22 protein-coding genes are annotated in these 24,385 nt (G+C 67.0%); 14 read left to right on the forward strand and 8 right to left on the reverse strand.

Annotated elements, in window-relative coordinates:
• Positions 1-558: 558 nt before the first annotated feature.
• The 3 genes from QW845_RS30575 to QW845_RS30585 all read left to right on the forward strand — a co-directional run bounded on the left by QW845_RS30575 (position 559) and on the right by QW845_RS30585 (position 3,732).
• Entirely contained in the window at positions 559-1,314 is a 756-nt protein-coding gene (locus QW845_RS30575) for a transglutaminase-like cysteine peptidase (protein WP_409997985.1), read from the forward strand.
• A 145-nt stretch (positions 1,315-1,459) separates the two neighbouring features.
• Positions 1,460-2,209 (forward strand): ABC transporter ATP-binding protein, encoded by a 750-nt coding sequence (locus tag QW845_RS30580; protein ID WP_315805227.1) that lies wholly within the window; start codon positions 1,460-1,462, stop codon positions 2,207-2,209.
• Complete coding sequence (locus tag QW845_RS30585) at positions 2,206-3,732, forward strand: permease (RefSeq protein ID WP_315805228.1); 1,527 nt, start codon at positions 2,206-2,208, stop codon at positions 3,730-3,732. Before QW845_RS30580 ends, QW845_RS30585 begins: the two co-directional genes overlap by 4 nt.
• 5 nt (positions 3,733-3,737) lie before the next feature.
• Here the strand turns inward: QW845_RS30585 and QW845_RS30590 are convergent, their stop codons facing one another.
• A complete protein-coding gene (locus tag QW845_RS30590) occupies positions 3,738-4,643 on the reverse strand; it encodes an alpha/beta hydrolase (RefSeq protein ID WP_315805229.1) in 906 nt (301 codons plus the stop codon).
• 107 nt (positions 4,644-4,750) lie between these two features.
• On the opposite strand from QW845_RS30590, the gene QW845_RS30595 reads away from it, so the two are divergent.
• Entirely contained in the window at positions 4,751-5,569 is an 819-nt protein-coding gene (locus QW845_RS30595) for an MBL fold metallo-hydrolase (protein WP_315805230.1), read from the forward strand.
• On the opposite strand, the gene QW845_RS30600 is transcribed toward QW845_RS30595, so the two are convergent.
• Positions 5,566-6,018 carry a cupin domain-containing protein gene (locus QW845_RS30600; protein ID WP_315805231.1) on the reverse strand — a complete coding sequence of 151 codons (453 nt, stop codon included), beginning with the start codon at positions 6,016-6,018 and terminating at the stop codon, positions 5,566-5,568. The two genes, QW845_RS30595 and QW845_RS30600, sit on opposite strands and share 4 nt — an antisense overlap.
• 327 nt (positions 6,019-6,345) lie before the next feature.
• On the opposite strand from QW845_RS30600, the gene QW845_RS30605 reads away from it, so the two are divergent.
• Positions 6,346-6,810 carry a DUF4399 domain-containing protein gene (locus QW845_RS30605; protein ID WP_315805232.1) on the forward strand — a complete coding sequence of 155 codons (465 nt, stop codon included), beginning with the start codon at positions 6,346-6,348 and terminating at the stop codon, positions 6,808-6,810.
• 104 nt (positions 6,811-6,914) lie between these two features.
• Here the strand turns inward: QW845_RS30605 and QW845_RS30610 are convergent, their stop codons facing one another.
• Entirely contained in the window at positions 6,915-8,171 is a 1,257-nt protein-coding gene (locus QW845_RS30610; protein ID WP_315805233.1) for an aminopeptidase, read from the reverse strand.
• Positions 8,172-9,310: 1,139 nt separating this feature from the next.
• Entirely contained in the window at positions 9,311-9,706 is a 396-nt protein-coding gene (locus tag QW845_RS30615; protein ID WP_315805234.1) for a GFA family protein, read from the reverse strand.
• A gap of 475 nt (positions 9,707-10,181) precedes the next feature.
• Between QW845_RS30615 and QW845_RS30620 the strand changes: the two genes are divergently transcribed.
• Complete coding sequence (locus QW845_RS30620; RefSeq protein ID WP_315805235.1) at positions 10,182-10,637, forward strand: hypothetical protein; 456 nt, start codon at positions 10,182-10,184, stop codon at positions 10,635-10,637.
• Positions 10,638-10,698: 61 nt separating this feature from the next.
• Here QW845_RS30620 and QW845_RS30625 read toward each other — a convergent pair whose 3' ends face one another.
• Genes QW845_RS30625 through QW845_RS30640 form a run of 4 tightly spaced genes read right to left on the reverse strand, consistent with a single transcriptional unit; the run spans position 10,699 to position 16,588 of the window.
• Positions 10,699-13,866, reverse strand: a complete 3,168-nt coding sequence (locus QW845_RS30625; RefSeq protein ID WP_315805236.1) for a CusA/CzcA family heavy metal efflux RND transporter — start codon at positions 13,864-13,866, stop codon at positions 10,699-10,701.
• Entirely contained in the window at positions 13,859-14,845 is a 987-nt protein-coding gene (gene ihpB / locus QW845_RS30630; protein ID WP_315805237.1) for a divalent metal ion exporter adaptor subunit IhpB, read from the reverse strand. Before ihpB ends, QW845_RS30625 begins: the two co-directional genes overlap by 8 nt.
• Positions 14,842-16,110, reverse strand: coding sequence for a divalent metal ion exporter subunit IhpA (gene ihpA, locus QW845_RS30635; RefSeq protein WP_315805238.1), 1,269 nt, complete (start codon positions 16,108-16,110; stop codon positions 14,842-14,844). The genes ihpB and ihpA overlap by 4 nt, the downstream gene beginning before the upstream one ends.
• A 58-nt stretch (positions 16,111-16,168) precedes the next feature.
• Positions 16,169-16,588: a hypothetical protein gene (locus tag QW845_RS30640; RefSeq protein WP_315805239.1), complete on the reverse strand. Its 420-nt coding sequence runs from the start codon at positions 16,586-16,588 to the stop codon at positions 16,169-16,171.
• A gap of 314 nt (positions 16,589-16,902) precedes the next feature.
• Between QW845_RS30640 and QW845_RS30645 the strand changes: the two genes are divergently transcribed.
• The 8 genes from QW845_RS30645 to QW845_RS30680 all read left to right on the forward strand — a co-directional run bounded on the left by QW845_RS30645 (position 16,903) and on the right by QW845_RS30680 (position 24,017).
• The gene (locus QW845_RS30645) at positions 16,903-18,378 is read left to right on the forward strand and encodes an amidase (RefSeq protein WP_315805240.1); all 1,476 of its coding nucleotides are present in this window, start codon (positions 16,903-16,905) and stop codon (positions 18,376-18,378) included.
• Between the two features lie 194 nt (positions 18,379-18,572).
• The gene (locus tag QW845_RS30650; protein ID WP_315805241.1) at positions 18,573-18,752 is read left to right on the forward strand and encodes a DUF2256 domain-containing protein; all 180 of its coding nucleotides are present in this window, start codon (positions 18,573-18,575) and stop codon (positions 18,750-18,752) included.
• 4 nt (positions 18,753-18,756) lie between these two features.
• Positions 18,757-19,209: a DUF3429 domain-containing protein gene (locus QW845_RS30655; RefSeq protein WP_315805242.1), complete on the forward strand. Its 453-nt coding sequence runs from the start codon at positions 18,757-18,759 to the stop codon at positions 19,207-19,209.
• Positions 19,210-19,274: 65 nt separating this feature from the next.
• Complete coding sequence (locus QW845_RS30660) at positions 19,275-20,024, forward strand: aspartate/glutamate racemase family protein (protein ID WP_315805243.1); 750 nt, start codon at positions 19,275-19,277, stop codon at positions 20,022-20,024.
• 149 nt (positions 20,025-20,173) lie between these two features.
• The gene (locus QW845_RS30665) at positions 20,174-21,259 is read left to right on the forward strand and encodes an ABC transporter ATP-binding protein (protein WP_315805244.1); all 1,086 of its coding nucleotides are present in this window, start codon (positions 20,174-20,176) and stop codon (positions 21,257-21,259) included.
• A 25-nt stretch (positions 21,260-21,284) separates the two neighbouring features.
• Complete coding sequence (locus tag QW845_RS30670; protein WP_315805245.1) at positions 21,285-22,331, forward strand: ABC transporter substrate-binding protein; 1,047 nt, start codon at positions 21,285-21,287, stop codon at positions 22,329-22,331.
• 4 nt (positions 22,332-22,335) lie between these two features.
• Positions 22,336-23,205 (forward strand): ABC transporter permease, encoded by an 870-nt coding sequence (locus QW845_RS30675; protein ID WP_315805246.1) that lies wholly within the window; start codon positions 22,336-22,338, stop codon positions 23,203-23,205.
• Positions 23,202-24,017, forward strand: coding sequence for an ABC transporter permease (locus tag QW845_RS30680; RefSeq protein ID WP_315805247.1), 816 nt, complete (start codon positions 23,202-23,204; stop codon positions 24,015-24,017). Before QW845_RS30675 ends, QW845_RS30680 begins: the two co-directional genes overlap by 4 nt.
• Positions 24,018-24,385 lie beyond the last annotated feature (368 nt).

The following is a 24,385-nucleotide window of genomic DNA, read 5'->3' on the forward strand; positions in this document are numbered from 1 at the left end:
CGTGCATATCACTGGCAAGTGTCTGGCGGAACCACCTTCAGCTTGTGCTTCAGGTGGCCAAAAACGGCGGCTTCCGCGGGATCGCTACGATGTTGGCGAGTTTCTGCCCTCTTTACAGCTGGCTCCGGGCGGAACCGGCCAAGTCAAAATTCACGTCTCTCCAGAAAATAGAAGTAATTCCAAGTATTCATAGACCAGCCAATACCTTTGCCGACATCGACATCCGCACCGGCTTACCCCTGACAACGGATTTCAAGTGCAGGACTGTGGGTGGGAGAACAAGAATCGACGAATTGCATCAATTTGGCGGGAGCGGCGGCTGAGTTCAAAGCACAACTTCACCGCGAACCCTTCCGACCTTCGCGACCATCGCTCAGCTTTCGCTAGGATTTGTCGCATCGGAGCAACACAACGTTCAGCGTAAATCCTGCGATTTGATCGCCCGCGTGCCGGTTTTAAGCAGAGGCCAAGCCTCCACATCCATGCTGACCGCCAACAAGCATCCGGTTCCGTCAGGCGCTGCATCGCGCCGACCGAGATCCGGGCACGGGGCGTCACATGAATTTTCTCGCGCTGATGCGCGCATTGCTGGCGGCCGCGGCCGCCAGCGCCGCCATATGGCTCGGCAGTCCGGCGAGCGCCGGTCCTGCCGTGCGCCCACTGGGGCTCGCAGCCATCGAGGATGCGGAGCCTTTCGCCCTGCCGCGGGTCATCCTCGACGCCGGCGCGTTGCGCGACAAGTGGGTGGCGCTCGCGCGCAAGCTCGATGACGAGCGCGTGCAGCTTGCGCTGTGCGATGGCGACCGCGAACGCTGCGTTTCCCCTGCCGCCCTCAGCCTGCTCACGATCATCGATCAGGGCCGTCTCCGCGAGGGGCGGGCACGGCTCGGCCAGATCAATCGCGCGATCAACCTGGCCATCCGCCCCGCCAGCGACCTCGCTCAATATGGCCAGATGGATGTCTGGGCCTCTCCTCTTGTGACGTTCGAGCACCGGGCCGGCGACTGTGAGGACTACGCGATCGCCAAGTTCGTCGCGCTTCAGATGGCCGGCATTGCCGCCGACGATCTGCGGATCGTGATCCTGCACGATGCCGTTCGGGGCGAGGATCATGCCGTCGCGGCGGCGCGCCTCGACGGACATTGGCTGATGCTCGACAATCAGCGCATGGCGATGATCCAGGACAGCGATGCGCGGCAGGTACGGCCGCTGTTCGTGATCGACGAGACCGGCATCTCCCGGTATCAGGCCTTGCCGCTGATGGCAGAGGCCCGGGTGCTGTCGCCTGAAAGCGCGGGTTCCGTGAACCATTGACCATCGCCCGCATCGGTACAGCTGCCCAATGGCGCAGGACCACGGCGGCAGCGCGGAACCGGTCATCACCGCTGGTCCGTTCACCACGCCGCAACGAGTTGCATCCACATTGCAGACGCCACCCCAACGAGGCGATAGTGCCGTCATGATCCCAGGCAGCCCCGCCCTCGCCGTGCGAGGACTGACGAAATGTTTCGATCGGCCGGCGGTCGATGCACTCGACCTCGTGGTGCGCTCGGGTGAGTTCTACGCACTGGTCGGCCCGAACGGCGCCGGCAAGACGACCACGCTGCGCATGGTCGCGGGCCTGCTGCGGCCGGATGCCGGGCGGATCGAGATCTTCGGCATCGACGCGCTGCGCGACCCGATCGCGGCCAAGCAGGTGATGGCCTGGGTCTCCGACGAGCCCATGATCTACGACAAGCTCACGCCGCTCGAATATCTCGAATTCGTCGCCGGACTGTGGGGCATCGATCCCGCGAGATCAGGTGAGGCGGCAACCGAGCTTCTGGTCTCGCTCGGGCTGGAGCCGCATCTGCACGAGCGCTGCGAAGGCTTTTCCAAGGGTATGCGCCAGAAGGTGGCGCTCGCCGGCGCGCTGATCCACGACCCGCGGCTGATCATCCTGGACGAGCCGCTGACCGGCCTGGACGCGGTGTCGGCGCGGCACGTCAAGGGCCTGCTGGCCGAGCGCGTCCGCCGCGGCGGCACGGTGATCATGACCACGCACATTCTCGAAGTCGCCGAGCGCATGGCCGACCGGATTGGCGTCATCGCCGCCGGACGCGTCGTCGCCGAGGGCACGCTCGCCGAGCTCCGCCAGCAGAACGGGCGCACCGACACCAGCCTGGAGGAGCTGTTCATCGCGCTGGTCGACGTCGAGTCCGCGGCATGACGCGGGCGGCGACGCTCGCCTGGTTCGCCCGTCACGAGCTCCGGCTCGCCTGGCGGGAATGGCTCGGCATGATCACGGCCGGCCGGCGGCGCCGCACGCGGGCCGCCATCATCGGTCTCGTGCTGTTCGGCGCCCTCATGCATCTGCCGGCCTGGGTCGTGGTCGGCCGCTACGCCGATCTCGCGCCGCCGCTCGACAAGACCGCGCTGATCGTCATCACCGCGACCATCATGCTGTCCTGGGCCTTGATGCTGTCGCAGGCGATCGAATCCGTCACCCGCGTGTTCTACGCCCGAGCCGACCTCGATCTCATCATGTCGTCGCCGGTGCGGCTGGCCGAGATCTTCTCCGTCCGGATCGCGGCGATCGCGCTCTCCGTGACCAGCATGGCGCTGCTGCTCGCGACCCCCTTCGTCGACGTGCTGCTGATCGAGGGTGGCGCGCGCTGGCTCGCGGCGTTCGTCGTGGTCGCAGCCGTCGGCCTGTCGGCGGCGGCTATCGCCATCGCCATCACGATCGTCCTGTTCCGCCTGATCGGCCCGGCGCGAACGCGGCTGGTCGCCCAGATCCTGGCGGCCGTGATCGGCGCCGGCTTCGTCATCGTGCTGCAGATCGCTGCGATCGTCTCCTATGGCACGCTGTCGCGCTTCGCCGTCCTCACCTCGGATGCCGCGGCCGCCATCGCGCCCGATCCCGACAGTCTTGTCTGGCTGCCGGCCCGAGCGGCGCTCGGCGACGGCCAGGCGCTGCTGATTCTGCTGGCCACCGGACTGCTGCTGCTCGGCGTCGTCATGATCATGTTCTCGCCGCGTTTCGCCGACACCGCGATCAGCGCCGCGGCCCAGGGCGTCTCCAGCCGCGCCGGCGCACGCGTCAGGTCGTTTCGCGGCGGCTCGCGGCAGCAGGCGCTGCGGCGCAAGGAGTTCATGCTGCTGCGGCGCGATCCCTGGCTGATCTCGCAGACGCTGATGCAACTGCTCTATCTGGTGCCTCCGGCGCTGCTGCTGTGGCGCAGCTACTCCGACAGCTCGCAGGCGGTGTTCCTGATCACGCCGGTCGTCGTGATGGCGGCGGGCCAGCTCGCGGGCGGCCTCGCTTGGCTCACCATCTCCGGCGAGGACGCGCCCGAACTGGTGGCGACGGCGCCGCTGCCGGGGACGCGCATCGTGCGCGCCAAGGTCGAGGTCGTGCTGATCACGATCGCGATGATCTTTGCGCCTCTCGTGCTCGCGCTCGGCTGGGTCGCGCCGGCGCAGGCGGTGGTCACAGCGGTGGCCGTGCTGGTTGCGACCGTCTCCTCCACGGCCATCCAGCTCTGGTTCCGGATCCAGGCGCGGCGCAGCCAGTTCCGGCGCCGCCAGACCTCGTCGCGGCTGGCGACCTTTGCCGAGGCCTTCTCCTCGATCGGCTGGGCGGCGACCGCGGCGCTGGCGCTCGCGCTGCCCGAGGCTGCGATCGTCTGCGGCCTGATGACCGCGGGCCTCTTGCTCGCGGCCTGGAAGCTGAGCCCGGCACGGACCTGAAGCGTTCAGCGCAGCACCTCCATCACGGCGGCGGCGAACGCCGCCGGCTCTTCCTGCGGCAAATTGTGGCCGGCCCGAGGGATCACGCGATGGCCGATCCGGTTGCTGAACTTCGCAGCATGCGCCTGGCCGTCCGTCGCCGGGATCACGCCGTCGGCGTCGCCATCGAGCGTGATCGTGGGCACCGCGATGACAGGCAGGCTCGCCAGCCGCTGCTCGATGTCCTGATAGCGCGGGTCCCCCTCGGCCAGCCCGTAGCGATGCCGATAGCTGTGGATCACGACATCGACGTGATCGGGATTGTCGAACGCCTCCGCCGCGCGCGCGAAGGTCGCATCGTCGAAGCGCCAGTGCGGTGACCATTGCTGCCACAGCAGCCGTGCAATTTCGGCGCGGTGGGCCGCGAGCCCGGCCCGTCCGCGCTCGGTCTGGAAGTACCATTGATACCAGAACGCGAACTCGCGCGGCACCGGCGCCGGCTCCAGCGCCCGCGCGATGTCCTGGATCAGATAGCCGTTCACGGAGACCAGGCCCGTGCAGCGCTCGGGCCACAGCGCCGCGCCGACGCAAGCCGCGCGGCCACCCCAATCATAGCCGGCGAACACCGCGCGCGGGATCGCCAGCGCATCCATCAGCGCGATCAGGTCGGCGCCGACCGCGGCCTGCTGGCCCGAGCGCGGCGTCGATGCGTCGCGGAAACGAGTGGGTCCATAGCCGCGCAGATAGGGCACGACGACGCGGCAGCCTTGTGCCGCGAGCCGCGGCGCGACCTCGACATAGGCGTGGATATCGTAGGGATAGCCGTGCAGCAGGATGACGACGGGACCGTCGGCCGGCCCGCCCTCGAAATAGGCAATGCGGAGCACGCCTGCGTCGATCTCGCGCAGCGGCTGCAACACCTGATCCGTCATGCCATCCTCCCGCATCGCGCCGCGCTCTCAAGCCGAGCGTTGCGCCGAGGATAGTTCTGATCGCAATTCCTCGCTACACTCGCACGCGCTGTTGAAGGGGAACTGCCATGCTGCGCTCGCTGGTCTCGCTGCTTGCCGTCCTGGTCGCATTCGCATCGCCCGCGGTGGCGCAATCGGGGCCGCGCACCAGCGAGTGCCTGGCGATGGCCGGCAACCCGCCGCGCGCCATGCCGGTCAGCCTGCGCCGGACGGCGGCTGCCGGCAATGAGGTGACGATCACCTATGCCGGCCACTCGACCTACTTCATCGACACGCCGATGGGCATCCGCATCGCGACCGACTACAGCGGCGCCTATCAGGTCGGGCGGCTGCCCGACGTCATCACCATGAACCGGGCGCATTCGACGCACTACACGCTGGCGCCCGATCCGCGCATCCCGCACGTGCTGCATGGCTGGGGCGACGACGGCAAGCCGGCCCAGATCTACGAGCGGATCGGCGACGTGCTGATCCGCAACATCACCACCGACATCCGGCGCTATTTCAGCGATTCGATCGGCGCCGACATGATCAAGGACGGCAACTCGATCTTCATCTTCGAGGTTGCCGGCCTGTGCATCGGCCATCTCGGCCATCTGCACGTCAAGCTGGACGAGACGCATTTCGCCGCGATCGGCCGGCTCGACGTGGTGATGGTGCCGATCGACGGCACCTACACGATGTCGCTCGACGGCATCTCCGAGATCACCAAGCGCCTGCGCGCCTCGGTGGTGCTGCCGATGCACCGCTTCGCGACGCCGCTCGACGAGTTCATGCGCAAGATCGGCCAGCAGTTCGAGATCGACCGGCGCGGCGAGCGGACGTTGAAGATGTCGCGCGAGCTGCTGCCCTCGACGCCGACGGTGATCATTCTCGACGGCGTCTAGGCGCCCGCGAGGCTGGTGCCGCGGCGGCCTTCCGGCGTCAGGAACATGCGCTTGAGCTTGTTGATCACGCGCACCGCGAGGCCGAGCACATAGGGCTGCGTCTTCAGGCAGAAGGCGAGCTTCTTGACGTGGCCCTCGACATGCCATTTGGCATGCGCGCCGTCGCGGAAGAAGATCACGTCGCCCGGCCCGTAGCGCTTCGCCGGGAGCCCATCGCTCTCCAGCGTGATCGCGCCTTCGAGGATCAGGATGGTCTCGTCGAAATCGTAGTACCAATTGAACTTGCCCTCGGTGCAATGCCAGACGATGGTCGAGCCGAGGCCATCGCTGCTGCGCGCGATGGTGCAGGAGGTCGCGGTCGGATTGCCCTCGATGATCCAGGACGGCTCGATCGGAGCGGGCGCCAGGTCGACGGTGAGATTGGCGGTTTCGATCAAGGACGGCGACATCGTGGACCTCAAATGCATGGGACTGAAATGACCGGGCGAACGCCGGCATGAGCCTGCGACCGTAGCCGGTTGCACCTAATGGCTGCTTTCCGCAGTCGTTAAAATTTGAACCAATCGCCGCGACCAGCCGTCGCATCACAACCACGCCAGCGCTATAAACTTCACGCGAACGCCGCAATTTGTTCGCGGCCTCGCCAAACCTGCTGATCTACTGTTTAGCCGCACTGCAAGATGCGGACAGGCGCCCCTCCGGTCGCCCTGCCCATCCTGAGTTGTGCCGTCACCTTTAGAGATTTGCCGCCTTCGCAGAGATAAGGATTTCCCAGGATGCGCCGACTGAGCCTCGCCTTCGCCCTCACGCTGTCTGCCGCCACCCTTGCAACCACCGGCGTCGTCATGGCGGGCGAAACGCCCGCCCCCGAGAATGCCAAGGCCTACTTCATCAACCTCAAGGACGGCGACACCGTCTCCTCGCCGGTGCTGATCCGCTTCGGCCTGTCCGGCATGGGCGTCGCGCCGTCCGGCACCGAGGCTCCCAACACCGGCCACCACCATCTGCTGATCGACGCGCCCGCGCTCGAGGGCGATGCGCTCAACGAGGCGATCCCGGTCGATGCCGGCCACGTGCATTTCGGGAAGGGCCAGACCGAAGCCTCGGTCAATCTCACGCCGGGCAAGCACACCTTGCAGCTCGTGCTCGGCGACTGGAGCCATATCCCGCACAACAAGCCGGTCATGTCGGAACGGATCACGATCGACGTGCAGGCCACCACCGGCAGCGCCAAGCAGTAGGACCGTTCGACCGACGACGACCCCGCCGCGAGCATCGCTCGCGGCCCGCTTCGGGCCGGTGCACGCGTGGCGCCGGCCCGTCATGCGTCAGGCCCACTCGTCCTTCAAGCCCACTCGCCCTTGCGGAACACCGGCACGCGGCGGCCGTCTTCATGGAGGCCGTCGATGTCGGTGTCGGCCGCGCCGATCATCCAGTCGATGTGGATCAGGCTCTGGTTGCCGCCCTGGGCGGCGATCTGCTGCGGCGACAGCGACGTTCCGTTGACGAAGCACTTCGAGTAGCACTGGCCGAGCGCGATGTGCGAGGCGGCGTTCTCGTCGAACAGCGTGTTGTAGAACAACAGGCCGCTCTTGGAGATCGGCGAGGAGTGCGGCACCAGCGCGACTTCGCCGAGCCGACGCGCGCCCTCGTCGGTGTCGAGCACCTTGTTCAGCACTTCCTCGCCCTTCGAGGCCTTGGCCTCGACGATGCGGCCCTCCTCGAACTTCACCTGGATGTTGTCGATCAGCGTGCCCTGATAGGACAGCGGCTTGGAGCTGACGACGTGACCCGACACGCGACGGCAATGCGGCGTCGTGAACACTTCCTCGGTCGGGATGTTGGCATTGCAGGTGATGCCGTTCTTGGCGGTCGAGGCGCCGCCCTCCCATTCATGGCCGTCGGCGAGACCGATCGTCAGGTCCACGCCGGGTCCGGTGTAATGCAGCGCACTGAAGCGCTGGCCGTTGAGCCATTCGGTGCGCTCGCGCAGCACCGCGTTGTGGCGCTCCCAGGCCGACACCGCATCCTCGCGATCGACGCGCGACGCCGCGAAGATCGCGTCCGCGAGCTTCGCCACCGCGACCTCTTCCGGGACATCCGGGAAGACCAGCTTGGCCCAGGAGAGGCTCGGATAGGCGATGATGTTCCAGTTGGTCTCGAAATTCGTGATCTTCTCCAGCGCCGGCTGATAGGCCTTGGAGTTGGCCTTGCTGGCGCGCGCCACCTTGGCCGGATCCTGGCCGGACAGCAGCATCGGATTGTCGCCGACGATGGCGAGCCGCGCGGTGTTCTCCGAGAACGCCTTGGCCATGCCCTGATAGAGCCAGTCGGCGGCGCGATCGAAGCTGTTGTCATGGCCGAAACGATAGCGCGCCAAGGTCAGCTCCTCGTCGGAGAAGAACGACGTCACGATCCCCGCGCCGGCCTTGTAGGCGTGCTCGGCGACCTTGCGCACCAGCGGCAGCGCCACCGACGGCGCGGTCAGCAGCAGATCCTGACCGGGCCGAAGCTGCAAGCCGACCTTCACCGCGACCTCGGCCAGGCGGTCGAGCTTCACGGGATCGATGGCGGCATCGAAGTTGCTGACATGTGCGGTCATCAGGAGGGTCCAGTTCCGTTTCTTTGCGGTGTTGAAGAGATAGGCCAAACGGTCGGGCGGTCAATGGCGAACGGGGGCGACTCCGGCATCGCCTCTCCGCCCTTGTCGCCGCCGAGCATGGCGCTGACAACTGCCGTGAAGGCGTTCGGAGACATGGCTGACACCTCAAAACGGCCCTGTGGGTCCGCACCCGTCGCTTTCCAAAGCTGAGCCGCGAGTTCGGTGCCGCTCTCCCTCGGAGGGCAGGGCTATCACATATGGCGATCGAGGTTTTGCGCTTACCTCTCTCCGCGTCGTCATGGCCGGGCTTGTCCCGGCCATCCACGTCGGTCATCATGCTGAGAACGACGTGGATGCCCGGGCAAGGCGGGCATGACGGAGTAACTAACCTGCAGAATCGTTCATCGCGATGGCCCTGTATCTCCATATGCGATAGCCCTGCCCTGGAGGGGGAGGGTCGGCACTGAGCCAGTGGCGCGTCGTGATCAACAATTTTGAGCGGCATATGGGGATGTGCGTCCATGGCCTCGCGGCGCCCCAGGCGTCCGAGTGATACAGTGGTCTCACCCTCTTCAAACGAAAGGGTGCAGGGAAGGCCGGACCTCGACTGAGGCCCGTGGCCCGCCTGCTCAAAAAATGCAGGCGGCAGGTACCACAGGTCCAGCCGGATGATCCGGCCCTCCCTGCGCGATGGCTTTACGGCTGCTTCGCGTTCTCCCCGGTGCGCCGGGCTTTTTGGTCACCGTCACCCACGCGGCGCCATTGGCGCCAACGCAGGCTTGATACTGGCATCGGAGTATCAGGACCACGCGACTTGACCGTGCGAGCCGATGTTGTTCGTCCGCGCGAATGACCACGCTGCAAACCGGCCCGCCCATCACATCCCGCCTCCACGTGTCGTGACGACCGCGATACGCCCCTCGTCGATGAGGCGGGACAGCGACAAACAATCATGATTTTCCGAAACCGCCAAGCAGGATATTTTTTCTGCCGGGACTGGACAGCCCAAATCGGCCTGAACCTGCTCAGGAAATCAGTCTCCAGACGCAGCGGCGATCGAGCAGATCAGGAGCAGGAACAGGCCTGTTCATCACAGCCCAACGACATGAGTCGCCCGACGGGCGGCATTCTCGATCGAGTCAGTCGTCGACATGCAGCCCACCACCATCGACGTACCAGTCGGCACGTGACGCCCAGTGCACGTGGCGATCGGGTACGGCGCCGAGCGGCTCATCGAAGCCGCCGGCAGGAATGATCGCCTCGTGGCCGCTGCGCGTCAGATGCGGCATAGGGCTGCCGCACGTGCTGCAGAAGGCCGTGGCGAAGCTGCGCGCCTGCGGCAGGTCGAACCGCGTGACGCTCGCCTCGCCGCGCAGCCAGCGCAGCGCCGCCGCCTTGACGACGACCTCACAGGAGTGCGCCGTGCCGCTGGCCTTGCGACAGCGCGAGCAATGGCAATTGAGGAATTTGTCGAACGGCCCCTCGACCTCGAAGCCGACGCGGCCGCACAGGCAACTGCCGCGGAACGTGGTCATGACGATCTCCTATGAGTGCGCTGGAATGTCCAAGAGCGCCACACGCGTGGAGGATGTTACTTATGCTGACTGCATCTTTGCAGCTATCAGGACGACTGAAGGCCCGCCTCGGTCGCCGCATTGTTAGTAGGTAGCATGGTCTTCCCACGCGGAACATTCGACTGTTTGTGAGTCATCCTCGACATCGAGAGTCAATCACTCCTGATGAATTGGAACCGGGATGACCGGACAGCGCTGTCGCGCAAATGCATGGCTCACAGGGGATTCGGTCACTTTGAGGACATGTTTAGAGGTTGATTGGCGCGCGGCAGGGGGATTTCACAGCGTACAGGAGTCCTCCAAATGTACCGCGTTGTTATTGTCGTCGCCGCATTGCTGGCTCTCTCCGTTCAAGCCGAGGCGCGTCGTTCAAGCCGAGGCGCGTCCTCGTCACCATCATCATCATCACTACTCGTACCGTCACCATCACTCCGTCATGGACGCCATGGCCTCGATCCCCGGCGAGGGCCGCGTTGTCGGTGGCCGGCCGTCGGGATGCCCGCATGCCTTCTGCGGCTGCGAAGCGTCGCTCTATACGTTCGGCCGGGTCATTCCCGAGTTGAATCTCGCATCCAACTGGCGTCGCTTTCCACGCGCGGCTCCCGCACCGGGCATGGCTGCGGTCCGCTCCGGCCACGTCATGATCCTGCAGCAGCAGGTTGCGGGCAACATCTGGTATGTGCATGACGGCAATTCCGGCGGTCACGTCACCCGCGAGCATCCGCGCTCGATTGCCGGCTACACGATCGTGAACCCGACTGGCGGTTCCACGATGTTCGGCGCAGCGGCGCGTGTCACGCGCGAAGCCCGTGCGCCGAGATATCAGCGGTTCGCCCGCAATGCACGGACCGACGGCTGGATGGCCAGCGCGGCGCCGATGGCGTTCAACTAGGTCTCGACGCCAGCGCGCGCGGCATGCAGCGACGAAGTCGCGAGCTGCATGCCGCTTCCGCCTACACGCTCCGCGCCTCGCGTCTGAACAGCACGTAGAGCGCCGGCAGCACCAGCAGCGTCAGCATCGTCGACGAGATGATGCCGCCGATGACGACGGTGGCGAGCGGGCGCTGGACCTCGGCGCCGGCGCCGGTCGCGATCGCCATCGGCACGAAGCCGAGCGAGGCGACGAGCGCCGTCATCAGCACCGGCCGCAATCGCGCCAGCGCGCCCTCCTCCACCGCCGCGCGGACGGAGCGTCCCTCCCGGCGTAGCCGCTCGATGAAGGCGATGATGACCAGGCCGTTGAGCACGGCGACGCCGGACAGCGCGATGAATCCGACGCCGGCCGAGATCGACAGCGGCAGGCCGCGCAGCAGCAGCGCGGCGATGCCGCCGGTCAGCGCCAATGGCACGCCGGAGAACACCAGCGCGGCGTCGGCAAACGAGCCCATGCTCATGAACAGCAGCAGGAACACCAGCGCCAGCGCGATCGGCACCACGATCGTGAGACGCTTGGTCGCCGACACCAGTTGCTCGAACTGGCCGCCCCAGCCGATCCAATAGCCCGGCGGCAGCTTGACCTTCTCGGCGACCGCGGCCTGCGCGTCGGTCACGAACGAGCCGAGGTCGCGGGCGCGAACATTGGCTGACACGACGATCCGCCGCTTGCCGTTCTCGCGACTGACCTGGTTCGGCCCCGGCGCCGAGGCGACCGCGGCCACCGACGACAGCGGCACATAGCGCGGCTGTGTGACCGAGGAGAACGCGGTGCGCAGCGGCGCGGCATTCGCCTCCTCACCCGCCGGCAGCGGAATCGGGATCGCGCGGATCGCATCGAGATTGCCGCGCAGACGCTCGGGGAGCCGGACGACGATGTCGAAGCGGCGGTCGCCGTCGAACAGCTTCCCAGCGGCCTTGCCGCCGATCGCGATCTCCACCACGCTCTGCACCTCGGCCACGCTGAGGCCGTAACGCGACAGCGCCTGACGGTCGATCCTGACGGTCAGGATCGGCAGGCCCGCGACCTGCTCGGTCTTGACGTCGGTGGCGCCATTGACGCCGCGGATCGCGGCTTCGACCTGGCGCGCGGCACCCTGCAGGATGTCGAGGTCGTCGCCGAAGATCTTGATGCCGACGTCGCTGCGCACGCCGGAGATCAGCTCGTTGAAACGCAACTGGATCGGCTGCGAAATCTCGTAGTTGCTGCCGGGGATCTCGTCGGCCGCCGCCTCGATCTCGGCGACGAGCTGCGCCTTCGGCTTCGCCGGGTCGGGCCATTCCTGGCGCGGCTTCAGCATGATGTAGCCGTCGCCCTGCGACGGCGCCATTGGATCGGTCGCCACCTCCGCCGTGCCGATGCGGGTGAAGGCGTCCTTCACTTCGGGTATCAGCCGCAGCCGCGCCTCCAGCGCCTTCTGCAGGTCGACCGAGAGGGTCAGGCTCGTTCCCGGGATGCGCAACGCCGCGAGCGCGACATCGCCCTCGTCGAGGCTCGGGATGAACTCGCCGCCCATGCGCGTCGCGGCAAAGCCGCTCGCCGCGACGATCACCACGGCTATGGCCGCGACCATCAGGCGGTGCGCGATCACGCCGCGCAGCAGCGGCGCGTAGATCCGCCGCGCGCCGCGCATGACGAAATTCTCCTGTTCGGAGACCTTGCCGGTGACGAAGATCGCGACCGCTGCCGGCACGAAGGTGATGGAGAACAGCACGGCGGCGCCGAGCGCCATCAGCACCGTCAGCGCCATCGGCGTGAACATCTTGCCCTCGACGCCGGTCAGCGTCAGCACCGGCAGATAGACCACGGCGATGATGCCGGTGCCGAACAGGCTCGGGCCGATCACCTCGCGCGCGCCGCTGACGATGGTCTGCAACCGCTCGGCGGTCGTGAGCAGTCCGCCCTTGCGATGCTGCGCCTGGGCCAGCAGCCGCAGGCAGTTCTCGACGATGATGACGGCGCCATCGACGATGATGCCGAAATCGATCGCGCCAAGACTCATCAGGTTGGCGCTGACCTTGCTCTCGACCATGCCGGTGATGGTCATCGCCATCGACAGCGGGATGATGCAGGCGGTGACCAGCGCGGCCCGGATGTTGCCGAGCAGCAGGAACAGCACCACGACGACCAGCGCGGCGCCTTCGAGCAGGTTCTTCTCCACGGTGCGGATCGTCGCTTCGACCAGATGGGTGCGGTCGTAGAGCGTGCGCGTGACCACGCCCTCGGGCAGCGATTTGGCGATGTCGTCAAGCCGGGCCGCGACGCGACGCGCCACGGCGCGGCTGTTCTCGCCGATCAGGAGCATCGCCGTACCCAGGATCGTCTCCTCGCCGTTGAGCGTCGCGGCGCCCGTGCGCAGGTCGCGCCCTTCGCTGACCTCGGCGACGTCGCCGATGCGCACCGGCGTGCCGCCGCGGGCGCCGATCACGATGTCCTTGAGCTCGGCGGCGCTGCCGACCTGGCCCGGCGCACGCACCAGATATTGCTCGCCATTGCGCTCGATATAGCCGGCGCCGACATTGGCGTTGTTGGACGCCAGCGCGGCGATGACGTCGCGGAAGCTGATCTTGTAGGCCATCAGGCGGCCGGGATCGGGCAGCACGTGGAACTGGCGCTCGAAGCCGCCGATGGTGTTGACCTCGATCACGCCCGGCACGCCGCGCAGCTGTGGCCGGATGATCCAGTCCTGAATGGTGCGCAGATCGGTCGGCGAGTAGTCCGCGCCGTCAGGCGTCTTGGCGCCGGGCCTGGCTTCGACCGCATACATGAAGATCTCGCCGAGCCCGGTCGAGAGCGGTCCCATCGCCACCTCGACGCCCGGCGGCAGTTGATCCTTGATCTGCTGGATGCGCTCGTTGACGAGTTGGCGGGCGAAATAGATGTCGGTGCCGTCCTGGAACACGACGGTGACCTGGCTCAGCCCATAGCGCGACAGCGAGCGGGTGTAGTCCAACTTCGGCAGGCCGCCCATCGCGGTCTCGACCGGGAAGGTGATGCGCTGCTCGGTCTCGAGCGGCGAGTAGCCGGGCGCCTTGGTGTTGATCTGCACCTGCACGTTGGTGATATCTGGCACGGCGTCGATCGGCAGCCGGGTGAAATTCCAGGCGCCGAAGCCGGCCGCGGCGAGCGCGACGAGCAGCACCAGCCAGCGCTGGCGCACGGCGAAGGCGAGGAGCGCGTCAATCATGCTCGGCCTCCCCCTTGCCCATCTCCGCTTTCACCACAAAACTGTTCTCGGCGACGTAGTGTTCACCGGCGGCGAGGCCGTCGCGGATCTCGACATGGGTCGGGTCGGATTCGCCGGTGACCACCGGGCGCGCCTCGATCTTGTCGCCCTCCTCGCGCACGAACACGACGGTCTTGTTCTCCAGGGTCTGGATCGCGCTGGCGCGGACCGCCACGGCGACGCTGCGCTTGGCGAGAACCAGCTGCGCGGTGACGAACAGGCCCGGACGCAGCCGGCCGTCGGGATTGGCCAGCACGACGCGGGCGAGCGCGGTCTGCGTTTCGCTGGCGCCGACCGGCGCGATGTAGGAGACGTGGCCGCGGATCGCGCCGCGGCCGTCATCGGGGTCGATCAGCACCTCGTCGTCGAGGCGGACGCGCCGGAGATCCTGGCGGTAGATCGACAGGTCGACCCAGATCGTGGAGAGATCGGCGACCACGAAGGCCGGCTTCTGCTCGGAGGCGTATTCGCCGAGCGAGATCTGGCGGTCGATGATGGTGCCGCCGATCGGGGCCTTGAGGTCATACGCCGTCAGGCTCTGATTGCTCTCGATCGCGGCGAGCAGCTCGTCCTTGGCGACGGTGTCGCCGATGCGCTTCCTGATGGCACGGACGATGCCGGGAAAGCGCGGCGTCACCTGCACCAATGCTTCCTGGTTGGCGCGCAGCACGCCGTTGAACGACAGCGTATCGGACAAGGTCGCTGGTCCCGCTTCGGCGAGCGCGACGCCGGCGGCGGCGAGCTTCACGTCGCTGATGCGGATGCGGTCGGCGCCATGTTCGTCCTGCTCGACATGATCCTTCGGCGCCGCCTTCTCGGCATGATCGGCATGGCCGACCGTTGCGTCGGCATGCGGCTCCGCCTCGAGCAGCAGGCGCGATGCGCCGGCGCCAGCCGCGGCAGCGAGGACGGCAATCAGGATGATGGTGAACGGTCTCATCGCGCGCTCTCCCGTGCCAGGGTGAAGGGACGGCCGACCAGGCCTTCGATCGTCGCCACGGCGACATGGATGTTCTGCAGCGCCTCCTGCTCGCGCAGCCGCGCCTGCGCCACGCTCGCCTGCGCGTCCAGCACTTCGAGCAGGGAGAAGCGGCCGGCGCTGTAGCCCTGCGCGATCTCGTCGGCGGCCTCCTGCGCCTTCGGGATCGCGATCTCGCGCAACACCGACAATTCCCGCAGCGAGCCTTGCAGCGAGTCGTAGGCGCGGCCGGCGATCACCAGCAGCGCGTTGCGGTTGGCCTTGCGCTCGGCCTCGGTCTTGGCGACGCTTTCCTGCGCCGAGAGGATGTTGCCCTGGTTCTGGTCGAACACCGGGATGGGCACGGAGACGCTGAGCCTGACGGCATCATCCTGGGTGTCGTTGAAGTGCCGCCAGCCGGCGCCGACACGGACGTCGGGATAGGGCTTGAGCCGGGCCAGCAGCAGCTCGGCATTGCGCTGGGCGTAGACCGCGGTCCAGCGGACGAGCTGCGGATTGGCATCGATGGCCGCGACCACGCTCTGGAATGATGGCGGCTGGCCGGTCGCGTCGAACCGGCCGGTGACGGCCGGCAGCTTCGCCGAGCCATCGCCGATCAGCACGGCGAGCTCGCGGCGCGCGCTCGCCAGCGTCGCCTTGACGCGCTCGCGATCGGCCCGCACCAGCGCCGAGGCGACCTCGGCGCGGCCGGTCTCCGCCGGCGACGACGCGCCGGCCTCGACGCGACGGCGCAGCAGCGGCGTCAGGCGATCGAGCGCTGCGACCTGATCGTCGAGGATCTGGATGCGCCGCTGCGTGGCGAGCACCGTCACGAAGGCGATCGCGGTCTCCGACAGCACTTCCAGCCGCACCGCCTGGCGCTGGATCTCGGCGACCCGTACGCCGGCCTGGCCGGCGGCGATGCGCGCGTCACGCTTGCCGAACCATTCGAACGCCTGGCTGATCTGCAAGGTGGTCTCGGCCGACCGCGTGCCGCGATATTGACCCGAGCCAAGCGAATTGTCCTGCTCGTAGGACAGCTCGGGATTGAGCAGCGCGCCGGCCTGCAGCCGCTGGCCGGAGGCGATGCCGATGTCGCGGTCGGCGGCGGACAGCCGCGGATTGGCGGCGAGCGCGCGCGTCAGCGCCGCGCGGAGGGTCAGCGTCTGCGCCGCTGACGCGTGCACGGACAGAGCGAGCAGGGCTGCGGCGCCGATGGCGCGCGCAGCCATCCCGGGGAATGGCATGAGATGAACCTGTCTGGACGGGCAAGGATGGACGGCGTCGGCCGTCCGGCACGTTGCGTCAGCTCAGGTGTCTTGGCGGCGGAGACTCGGACTCGGGAAGGATGCCTGCACTGAGCAGGGGAACGGCCCAGCCGGTCGCGGCCACGACCTCGGCCGGGACGGCGGCAAACTGCGGCTGCGGCACGGCCACCGAGAAGCAGCCATGGCAATGATGGTCGGCGACGCCGCGCTGATCGGTGTGGCCCGCCCGGTCGAGCAGCGACGCGATCTCCGGCTTGCCGGCGAAGGGATGGGCGACGTCGATGTCACAGGCGCCGTGCAGCGCGCCGGCGAGAACATAGGCGAGCATCAGGCAGGCAGCCACGGTCCGGCGCAGCATGCGCGGACGGCTCGTGATGTCTCGTTTGCCAATGCTGCGCACCGCGCCCCCTGTTCGGCCAGCGGATAGCACGCGGCCGGCGCGGTTGTCGATCAGCAACAATGTAACAAGAGGAACCGGGAACGGCATCGCAAGCCTAAGGAGTCAAGGAACGCGCGGGCGAACACGGCGCTTGGGAGACCCATGCGTGCAATGCGCGCGTCCGGCCGAAGGAGCGCCCGAGTGCCGATTTCCGGAACGCGCTTGGCACCCCGCAATCACCGGTAAGCCGCGGCGCATGAGCGCGCCGTATTGGCGGCATGCAGCGTGCTTGATTGACTCGCCGCCTTCGCAAACTAAGGTTCGCGTCGCGGAACATGCAAGGCGCGAACTCATCGAACACGCGATGCGCCGCGCGAAAGATCGGAAGACAGATGACGTTGGCGATGAGCTGGGACGAGTGGGCCCGGCATGATGGCATGGCGCTGGCGGCGCGCGTTCGCAATGGCGAACTGACGGCGGCGGAGCTGGCGCGGCAGGCGGCTGAAGGCATTGCCAAGGTCGATCCCGCGCTGTCGGGCGTGGTCGAGGTCTTTGCCGACGCCGTCGAAGATCCCATCAAGGCGGGCGCCAATGCCGACGGCGCCTTCGCCGGCCTGCCGTTCCTGATGAAGGATCTCGGACCGACCATGGCCGGGCGGCTGCAGGAGCAGGGCTCGCTCTACATGCGCGGCAACCGCGCCGCCGCCGACACGCACCTGACGGCGAAGATGCGCAAGGCCGGCCTCAACCTGATGGGGCGCACCACGACGCCGGAGTTCGGTGTCTGCAGCTCGGCGGAGAACCCCGCCGTCTACGTCACGCGCAATCCGTGGAATACCGACTACACGACCTGCGGCTCCTCGGCCGGCAGCGCGGCGATGGTCGCCGCCGGCGTGGTGCCGATCGCGCATGCGACCGATGGCGGCGGCTCGATCCGGATTCCCGCCGGCGTCAACGGCAATATCGGGCTGAAGGTCTCGCGCGGCGTGTTCTCGATCGCGCCGCATCTGTCGGATCTCACCGGGCTGGTCTCGATCCAGGGCTGCCAGTCGCGTAGCGTGCGCGACACCGCGGCGTTCGTCGACCATTGCCGCGGCGGCGCGCCCGGCGAGTTCATGCCGTACTGGACCACGCCGGAGCCGTATGTCGAGCTGATCAAGCGCGATCCGGGCAAGCTCAGGATCGCGCTGTCGCATCAATGGGGCGACTATCGCGCTACGCCGCATATCGCTTCAGAGCTGGCGCGTGTCGGCAAGTTCCTGGAAGGCCTCGGCCATCACGTCGGCTACGCGCTGCCGGACGTCGATTATCGCGCCGCGTTCGCCGCGCAGACGACCTGCTACATCTCCAACTTCGCGATCGTCATCAACAACCTGCTGGCGCAGCGCAAGCTCGAGCGGCCGCCGGCCGAGCTGATCGAGCCGATCAACATCCGCATCTGGGAAGCGGGTCGCGATACGAGCTTCGCCGAGCGCGCGGCGATGCAGGCGGTGTTCAACACGACGTCGCGCGCCTTCGGTGCCTTCTTCGAGGACTGGGACATCATCCTGACCCCGATCACCGCGCTGCCGACGCCGAAGATCGGCACCACCGAATATCTGACCATCAGCGACAATCCGTCCGTGCTCGACTGGTTCGAGAACCTGTGGCGCAACTTCGCGTTCACGCCGCTCGCCAATCTCTGCGGCATCCCCGCGATCTCGCTGCCGCTCGCGACCAACGAGCACGGCCTGCCGCTCGGCATCCAGGCGATCGGCAAGCAGGCCGACGACGGCCTGCTGCTGCAGCTCGCAGCCCAGATCGAGCGCGCGATCGACGGCAAGTGGAACGGCGGTGCGACACCCGCCGTGCATGTGACCAAAGCCTGAGCCGCGACCACGGGCCACTGATCCGTCGTTGCTCGCCGATCGTTCTTTAGTGTGGACGGTGTCGGCCGGAGCCGGCGCCGCGCACCGGTCGGCGAGGACGAACATGATGGGCGAACGGATCGCGACCCGTTCCGGCACGGCGGCGGCAAAAGCGGCCCTGGCCCGGCGCGGCACGCCCGTCTCGTGGTGACGCCATGCCGAAGATGCGGCGCAAGGCGGACTTGCCGACCAAACTATGCGCTGCGTGCGGCCGCCCATTTGCGTGGCGGCGCAAATGGGCACGCGATTGGGACGAGCTGAAATACTGCTCGGACCGCTGCCGATCCGACCGCGGCCGGACGGCCGCTGCGATGCCCAGGAGCCGAGGAGGCTAGCATCATGATGTCCGGCGTCCCCGCTCCGATGCGCATTCTCGGCCTTGCCGGGCTGATTCCATTCGCGAGCCTCGCGGCATTGGTGATCGCAGGTGACGATCCGATCCGGCAGGCCGCGCTGCGCGCGCAGATCGGCTATGGCGCGGTCATCGTGAGCTTTCTCGGCGCGATCCATTGGGGCGTCGCCGTGCAGACGCCGGCCCTGGCCGGCTGGCCGCGCATCAGCTGGGGGGTGACACCGTCTTTGCTCGGCTGGGTCGCGCTGCTGCTGCCGCCGCTGCCCGCTCTGGTGCTGCTCACAGCCGCGCTGCTGACGGCGCTGGTCTCCGATGAGTACAGCTTCGGCGGCGACGACTCGCGGGCCTGGTTCCTGAAGCTGCGGCGGCTGCTCAGCATCGGTGCGATCCTGTCGCTGCTTGCCACGCTGATAGGCATCGTGGTCGAAGGCGCGCCTTAGAGCCGACCGCTCTGGACAACGCAGCAATCCCTCGGGCAAGCTCGGATATTCCCTCGCGAGGCGCCATGAACATCCTGCTGCTCAATCCCAACATCCGCACCGACATCACCGAGCTGATGCTGCAGGTCGGCCGCGACGCCGCCGCGCCGGGCACGACGCTGATCCCCTGCACCGCGCCGCGCGGCGTACCCTATATCGCCACCCGCGCCGAAGCGCAGATCGGCGGCGCGGGGGCGCTTGAGATGCTGGCGGAACGCAACGGCACGTTCGATGCCGCGATCATCGCCGCGTTCGGCGATCCCGGCCTGTTCGCGGCCCGCGAGCTGTTCGACGTGCCGGTGATCGGGCTTGCGGAAGCGGCCATGCTGACGGCCTGCATGGCCGGTCGGCGCTTTGCCATCGTCACTTTCGCGCAGGCGCTCGGCCCCTGGTACGAGGAGTGCGTGCGCATGCACGGGCTGATGGAGCGCTGCGCCGGCATCCGCATGCTCGACGGCAGCTTCAAGCAGATCTCCGACGTGCAGCACGAGAAGGAAGAGCTGCTGGTCGAGTTGGCGCTGCGCGCGGTCGAGGAGAACGACGCCGACGTGCTGATCTTTGCCGGCGCGCCGCTGTCGGGCCTTGCCGCGCGCGTCGCGCATCGCATTCCGGTGCCGGTGGTCGACCAGGTGATCGCGGCGGTGAAGCAGGCCGAGGCACTGCTCGCCTTGAAGATGCGCAAAGCCACCGCCGGCACCTTCCGCCGCCCGGCCGCGAAGCCGACGACGGGCTTGCCCGAGGCGCTGGCCGCGCGGCTGGAGCATCGCGACGGATAGGTGGGCCGAGCCAATCTTGTTAGCTGGCGCTCGGGGCGAAACTCGTCCTACTCCCCTACCCCCACTTCCACTTCTGTACACAAGCCGCCGCCGCTGCCTGAAAAGGCGGCACGCTTCTTGCTTTTTCAAACGAATAGAGCAGGAAGCCCATGGCCAGCGTATCGGACGCCAAGTCGCTCGTTCTGGATCGGATCACGCACCGCTTCGCCAGCGGAACGATCGCCGTCTCCGACATCAATCTCGACGTGAAAGGCGGCGAGATCATTGCCCTGCTCGGGCCCTCGGGCTGCGGCAAGACCACGCTTTTGCGCATCATCGCCGGCTTCATCGGCCAGAGCGAGGGGCGCGTCATCATCGGCAACGACGTCGTCGACGCGCTGCCGCCCAATCGCCGCGCGGTCGGCATCGTGTTCCAGAACTACGCGCTGTTTCCGCATCTCTCGATCACCGAGAATGTCGGCTACGGCCTCGCCGCGCGCGGCGTTGACAAGGCGACGCGCAACAAGGAGGCGCAGCGGCTGCTCGACATGGTGCAGCTCGGCCCGTTCGGCGAGCGGCTGCCGCGACAATTGTCCGGCGGCCAGCAGCAGCGCGTGGCGCTGGCGCGCGCGCTCGCGATCAAGCCGTCGATCCTGCTGCTCGATGAGCCGTTCGCCGCGCTCGACAAGAATCTGCGGCTGGACATGCAGATCGAGGTCAAGCGGCTGCAGCGCATGGCCGGCACGACCACGCTGATCGTGACCCACGACCAGGAGGAGGCGCTGTCGATGGCCGATCGCGTCGCGGTGCTCAGCCATGGCCATCTCGAACAGTTCGGCACGCCTAGCGACATCTACGATCAGCCGCAGACGCTGTTCGTGAATACCTTCGTCGGCACCGCAAACAGGATGAACGGCGTAGTGCTGGCGACCGATGCTGACGGCGTCAAGGTGGCGCTTGAGGCCGGCGGCGAGATCATCGCCCGCGCGCCGCATCCGGTCCGTGCCTCAGACAAGGTCACCGTCTGCCTGCGTCCCGAGCATCTCACCTTCGTCGGCGACGCCACCGGCTTTGCCGGCGAGATCGGCATGGCGCTGCCGCTCGGCGCGACCGTCGTCCATGAGATCAAGGCCAAGGACGGATCGAGCATCAAGATTTCGCAGGCCCGCACCGGCGGCACGCCGCTGCGCGAGGCGGGCTCGCCGGTGCGCGTCGCGCCGCTCGCGCCGGGCCTCGCCACCGTCTTCCCCCAATGAACCAACCGACACATCGGAGTGAAACATGATGCTTGACCGCCGCCGGCTCCTGACCAGCGCGTTGACGCTGGGAGCCATGCACGCCTTCCCCGGTCTCAGCCTCGCGCAGGCGCGACCGCTGGTGTTCGCGACCTTCACCGGAAGCTGGGAAGAAGCACATAAAGCCGTGCTCGTCCCTGCCTTCCGCAAGGCCAACGCTGATGCCGCGATCGTGCTCGATCCGATGCTGTCGGTCGACCAGATCGCCAAGGTCAACGCCGCCAAGGCCAATCCGCCGATCGACGTCATGCTGCACGATCCCGGTCCGGCGCTGGTCGCGATCGGACAGGATCTCGTCGAGCCCTACCCGGCCGACAAGAGCACCTATTTCAAGGACCTGATTCCCGAAGCGCAGGACGCCATGGGCCCGGCGCCGTTCTTCCAGGTCGTCGGCCTCACCTACAATCCCGAGACGGTGAAGACGCCGCCGACGTCGTGGGCCGATCTGTGGAAGCCCGAATTCAAGGGCAAGGTCGGCATCACCAATCTGAACTCCACGCTCGGCACCGGCTGGCTGGTCGAGATCGCGCGCATGCGCGGCGGCTCGGAGGCCAATGTCGATGAGGGCTTCAAGGCGCTGGAGGAGCTGAAGCCGAACCTCGCCGCCGTCGCCGCCAATCCGGGCGCGCTGGCGACCCTGTTCCAGCAGGGCCAGATCGACATCTCGCCCGGCAATTTCAACGCCATCCAGATCCTCAAAGCGCGCGGCGTGCCGGTCGAGTTCGTGGCGCCGAAGGAAGGCGCCATCGCCTTCAAGACCACCATCCACATCGTCAAGAACTCGCCGAACAAGGAGCTCGCCTTCAAGCTGATCGAGGCGGCGCTGTCGCCGGAGGTGCAGACGGCGCTGATGAACCCGCCCTACCTGATCGTGCCGACCAACACCAAGGTCGCGATGACCGGCGAGATCGCCAAGGTGCTGGCCAAGGACACCGCGGAGCTGAAGAAGAAGTTCGTGTTCCAGGACTGGAAGAAGATCAACGAGCAGCGCGCGTCCTGGATCGAGAAGTTCAACCGCGACATCAAGATCTGACGCGATGAAGAGCGCGACGGCAGCGCCTGGAGACGTGACCAGCTTCAGCCTGGGGCTTGCGCTGCCCCTGAGCCTGGCATTCGCCATCTTCTTCGTGCTGCCGCTGGCGCAACTTCTTTTTCTCTCGCTGCACAACGACACCGCGGCGACGGTGTGGGGGCTCGGCCAGTACATCAAGTTCCTGACCGACCCCTTCAGCCTCGCCGTGCTCGGCTCGACCTTGCTGCTCGGCGCCGAGGTGACGCTCGCCTGCCTCGTGCTCGGCTATCCCATCGCCTGGCTGTACCAGCGCTCCGGCAGCCGGCTGCAGACCTTGATCATCATGATCGTGCTGCTGCCGCTGCTCACCAGCGTCGTGGTCAGGACCTTCGCCTGGATCGTCATTCTGGGACGGCAGGGCATCATCAACTCCGTTCTGCAATCACTCGGGTTGATCGGCACGCCGCTGCGCATGATCTACACGCAAGGCGGGCTCATCGCCGCGCTTGCGCAGGTGCAGATGCCGCTGATGGTGCTGCCCCTGATCACGGCGATCGGCCGCATCGATCCCAACCTCTCCGACGCCTCGGCCTCGCTCGGCGCCGGCAGCTGGCGCACCTTCCTCAAGGTGATGCTGCCGCTGTCGATGCCCGGCATCATCGCCGGCTGCACATTGACCTATGCTGCGGCGATCACCGCCTTCATCACCCAGTCGCTGGTTGGCGGCGGCCAGATGCTGTTCATGCCGATGTATCTGTACCAGCAGGCTTCGACCCTGCAGAACTGGCCGTTCGCGGCGGCGATCTCGATCATCTTCCTGTTCGCGGTGCTCGCCATCGTCGCGCTGTTCTCGATGCTCGGGCGGCGCGCCCGCGGCTATGGAGAGGCGCGATGAGCAGGCGGCGAAAAAACTTGGAAGCGCTGAGCTTCCAGATCGTGATGACGGTCATTGCCATCATGGCGCTGATCCTGATCGTCTCGCCGTCGCTGGTCGTGGTCATCGTCTCCTTCACGTCCGGCTTCTCGCTGAAATTCCCGCCGCCCGGTTATTCGACGCGCTGGTACGTCGAATTGTGGAACGCCTGGCAACTGCAATTCGCCGCGCGCAACAGCGTCGTCGTCGCGCTGTGGTCGACCGGGCTCTCGATCGTGCTCGGGGTCGCCGCGGCGCTGGCGATCTCGCGCTCCAAGACGCTGACCGCAAAGCTCCTGGACTCCTTGTTCATGTCGCCGCTGGTGCTGCCCGCGCTCGCCTTCGGGCTTGCGGCGCTGATGTTCTTCTCGCTGGTCGGCCTGCCGGTGTCGCTGCTGACACTCGTCATCGGCCACACCATCGTCTGCGTGCCCTACGTCGTCCGCAACACCGTCGCCGCCCTGGCCCAGCTCGAGCCGACCTTGCTGGAAAGCTCGGCGATCCTCGGTGCCAGCAGGCTCTACACGTTCCGCCGCATCGTGCTGCCGCTGATCCGCCCCGGCATCATCTCCGGCGCGTTCATCGCCTTCATGTCGTCGTTCGACAACGTGCCGGTGTCGCTGTTCCTGCGCGATGCCGCCACCGACATGCTGCCGATCCGGATGTGGCAGGACCTCGAAGGCAAGCTCGACGTCACCATCGCTGCACTGTCGAGCGTGCTGATCATCGCCACGATCGCGCTGATGGCGATCATGGAGAGGACGACGGGACTGTCGAAGCGGCTGACGGGTTAGTGGCGCGAGGTCGGGGGCCTCATGGATCGAGACGCGCCGCGAGGCGGCGCTCCTTACCATGAGGGTCAAGCGGCGGAGCGGCCGCTGCACAGAGGACCATGAACATGCTGTCAGCGTGTTCATGGAGAGCAACCTCATGGAGAAGCGAGAAACCGATCGACCTTGCCGCGGGCGGGACGGCCGTGACTGCGCCCTCGCCCCTTATGGGAGAGGGCATGTACAATAGCGCAACGATCTCGGTCGGGTGAGGGGTCTGTCTCAACGAGTTGCGCTCGCGGAGAGGACCCCTCACCCGACCGAGCCTGAGGATCAGCCGGCGATGCCCTCTCCCACAAGGGGCGAGGGCACTGCATCGCGCAGCGTTGCGG

This window comes from Bradyrhizobium sp. SZCCHNS3002 (assembly GCF_032377435.1).
Classification (GTDB): Bacteria; Pseudomonadota; Alphaproteobacteria; order Rhizobiales; family Xanthobacteraceae; genus Bradyrhizobium.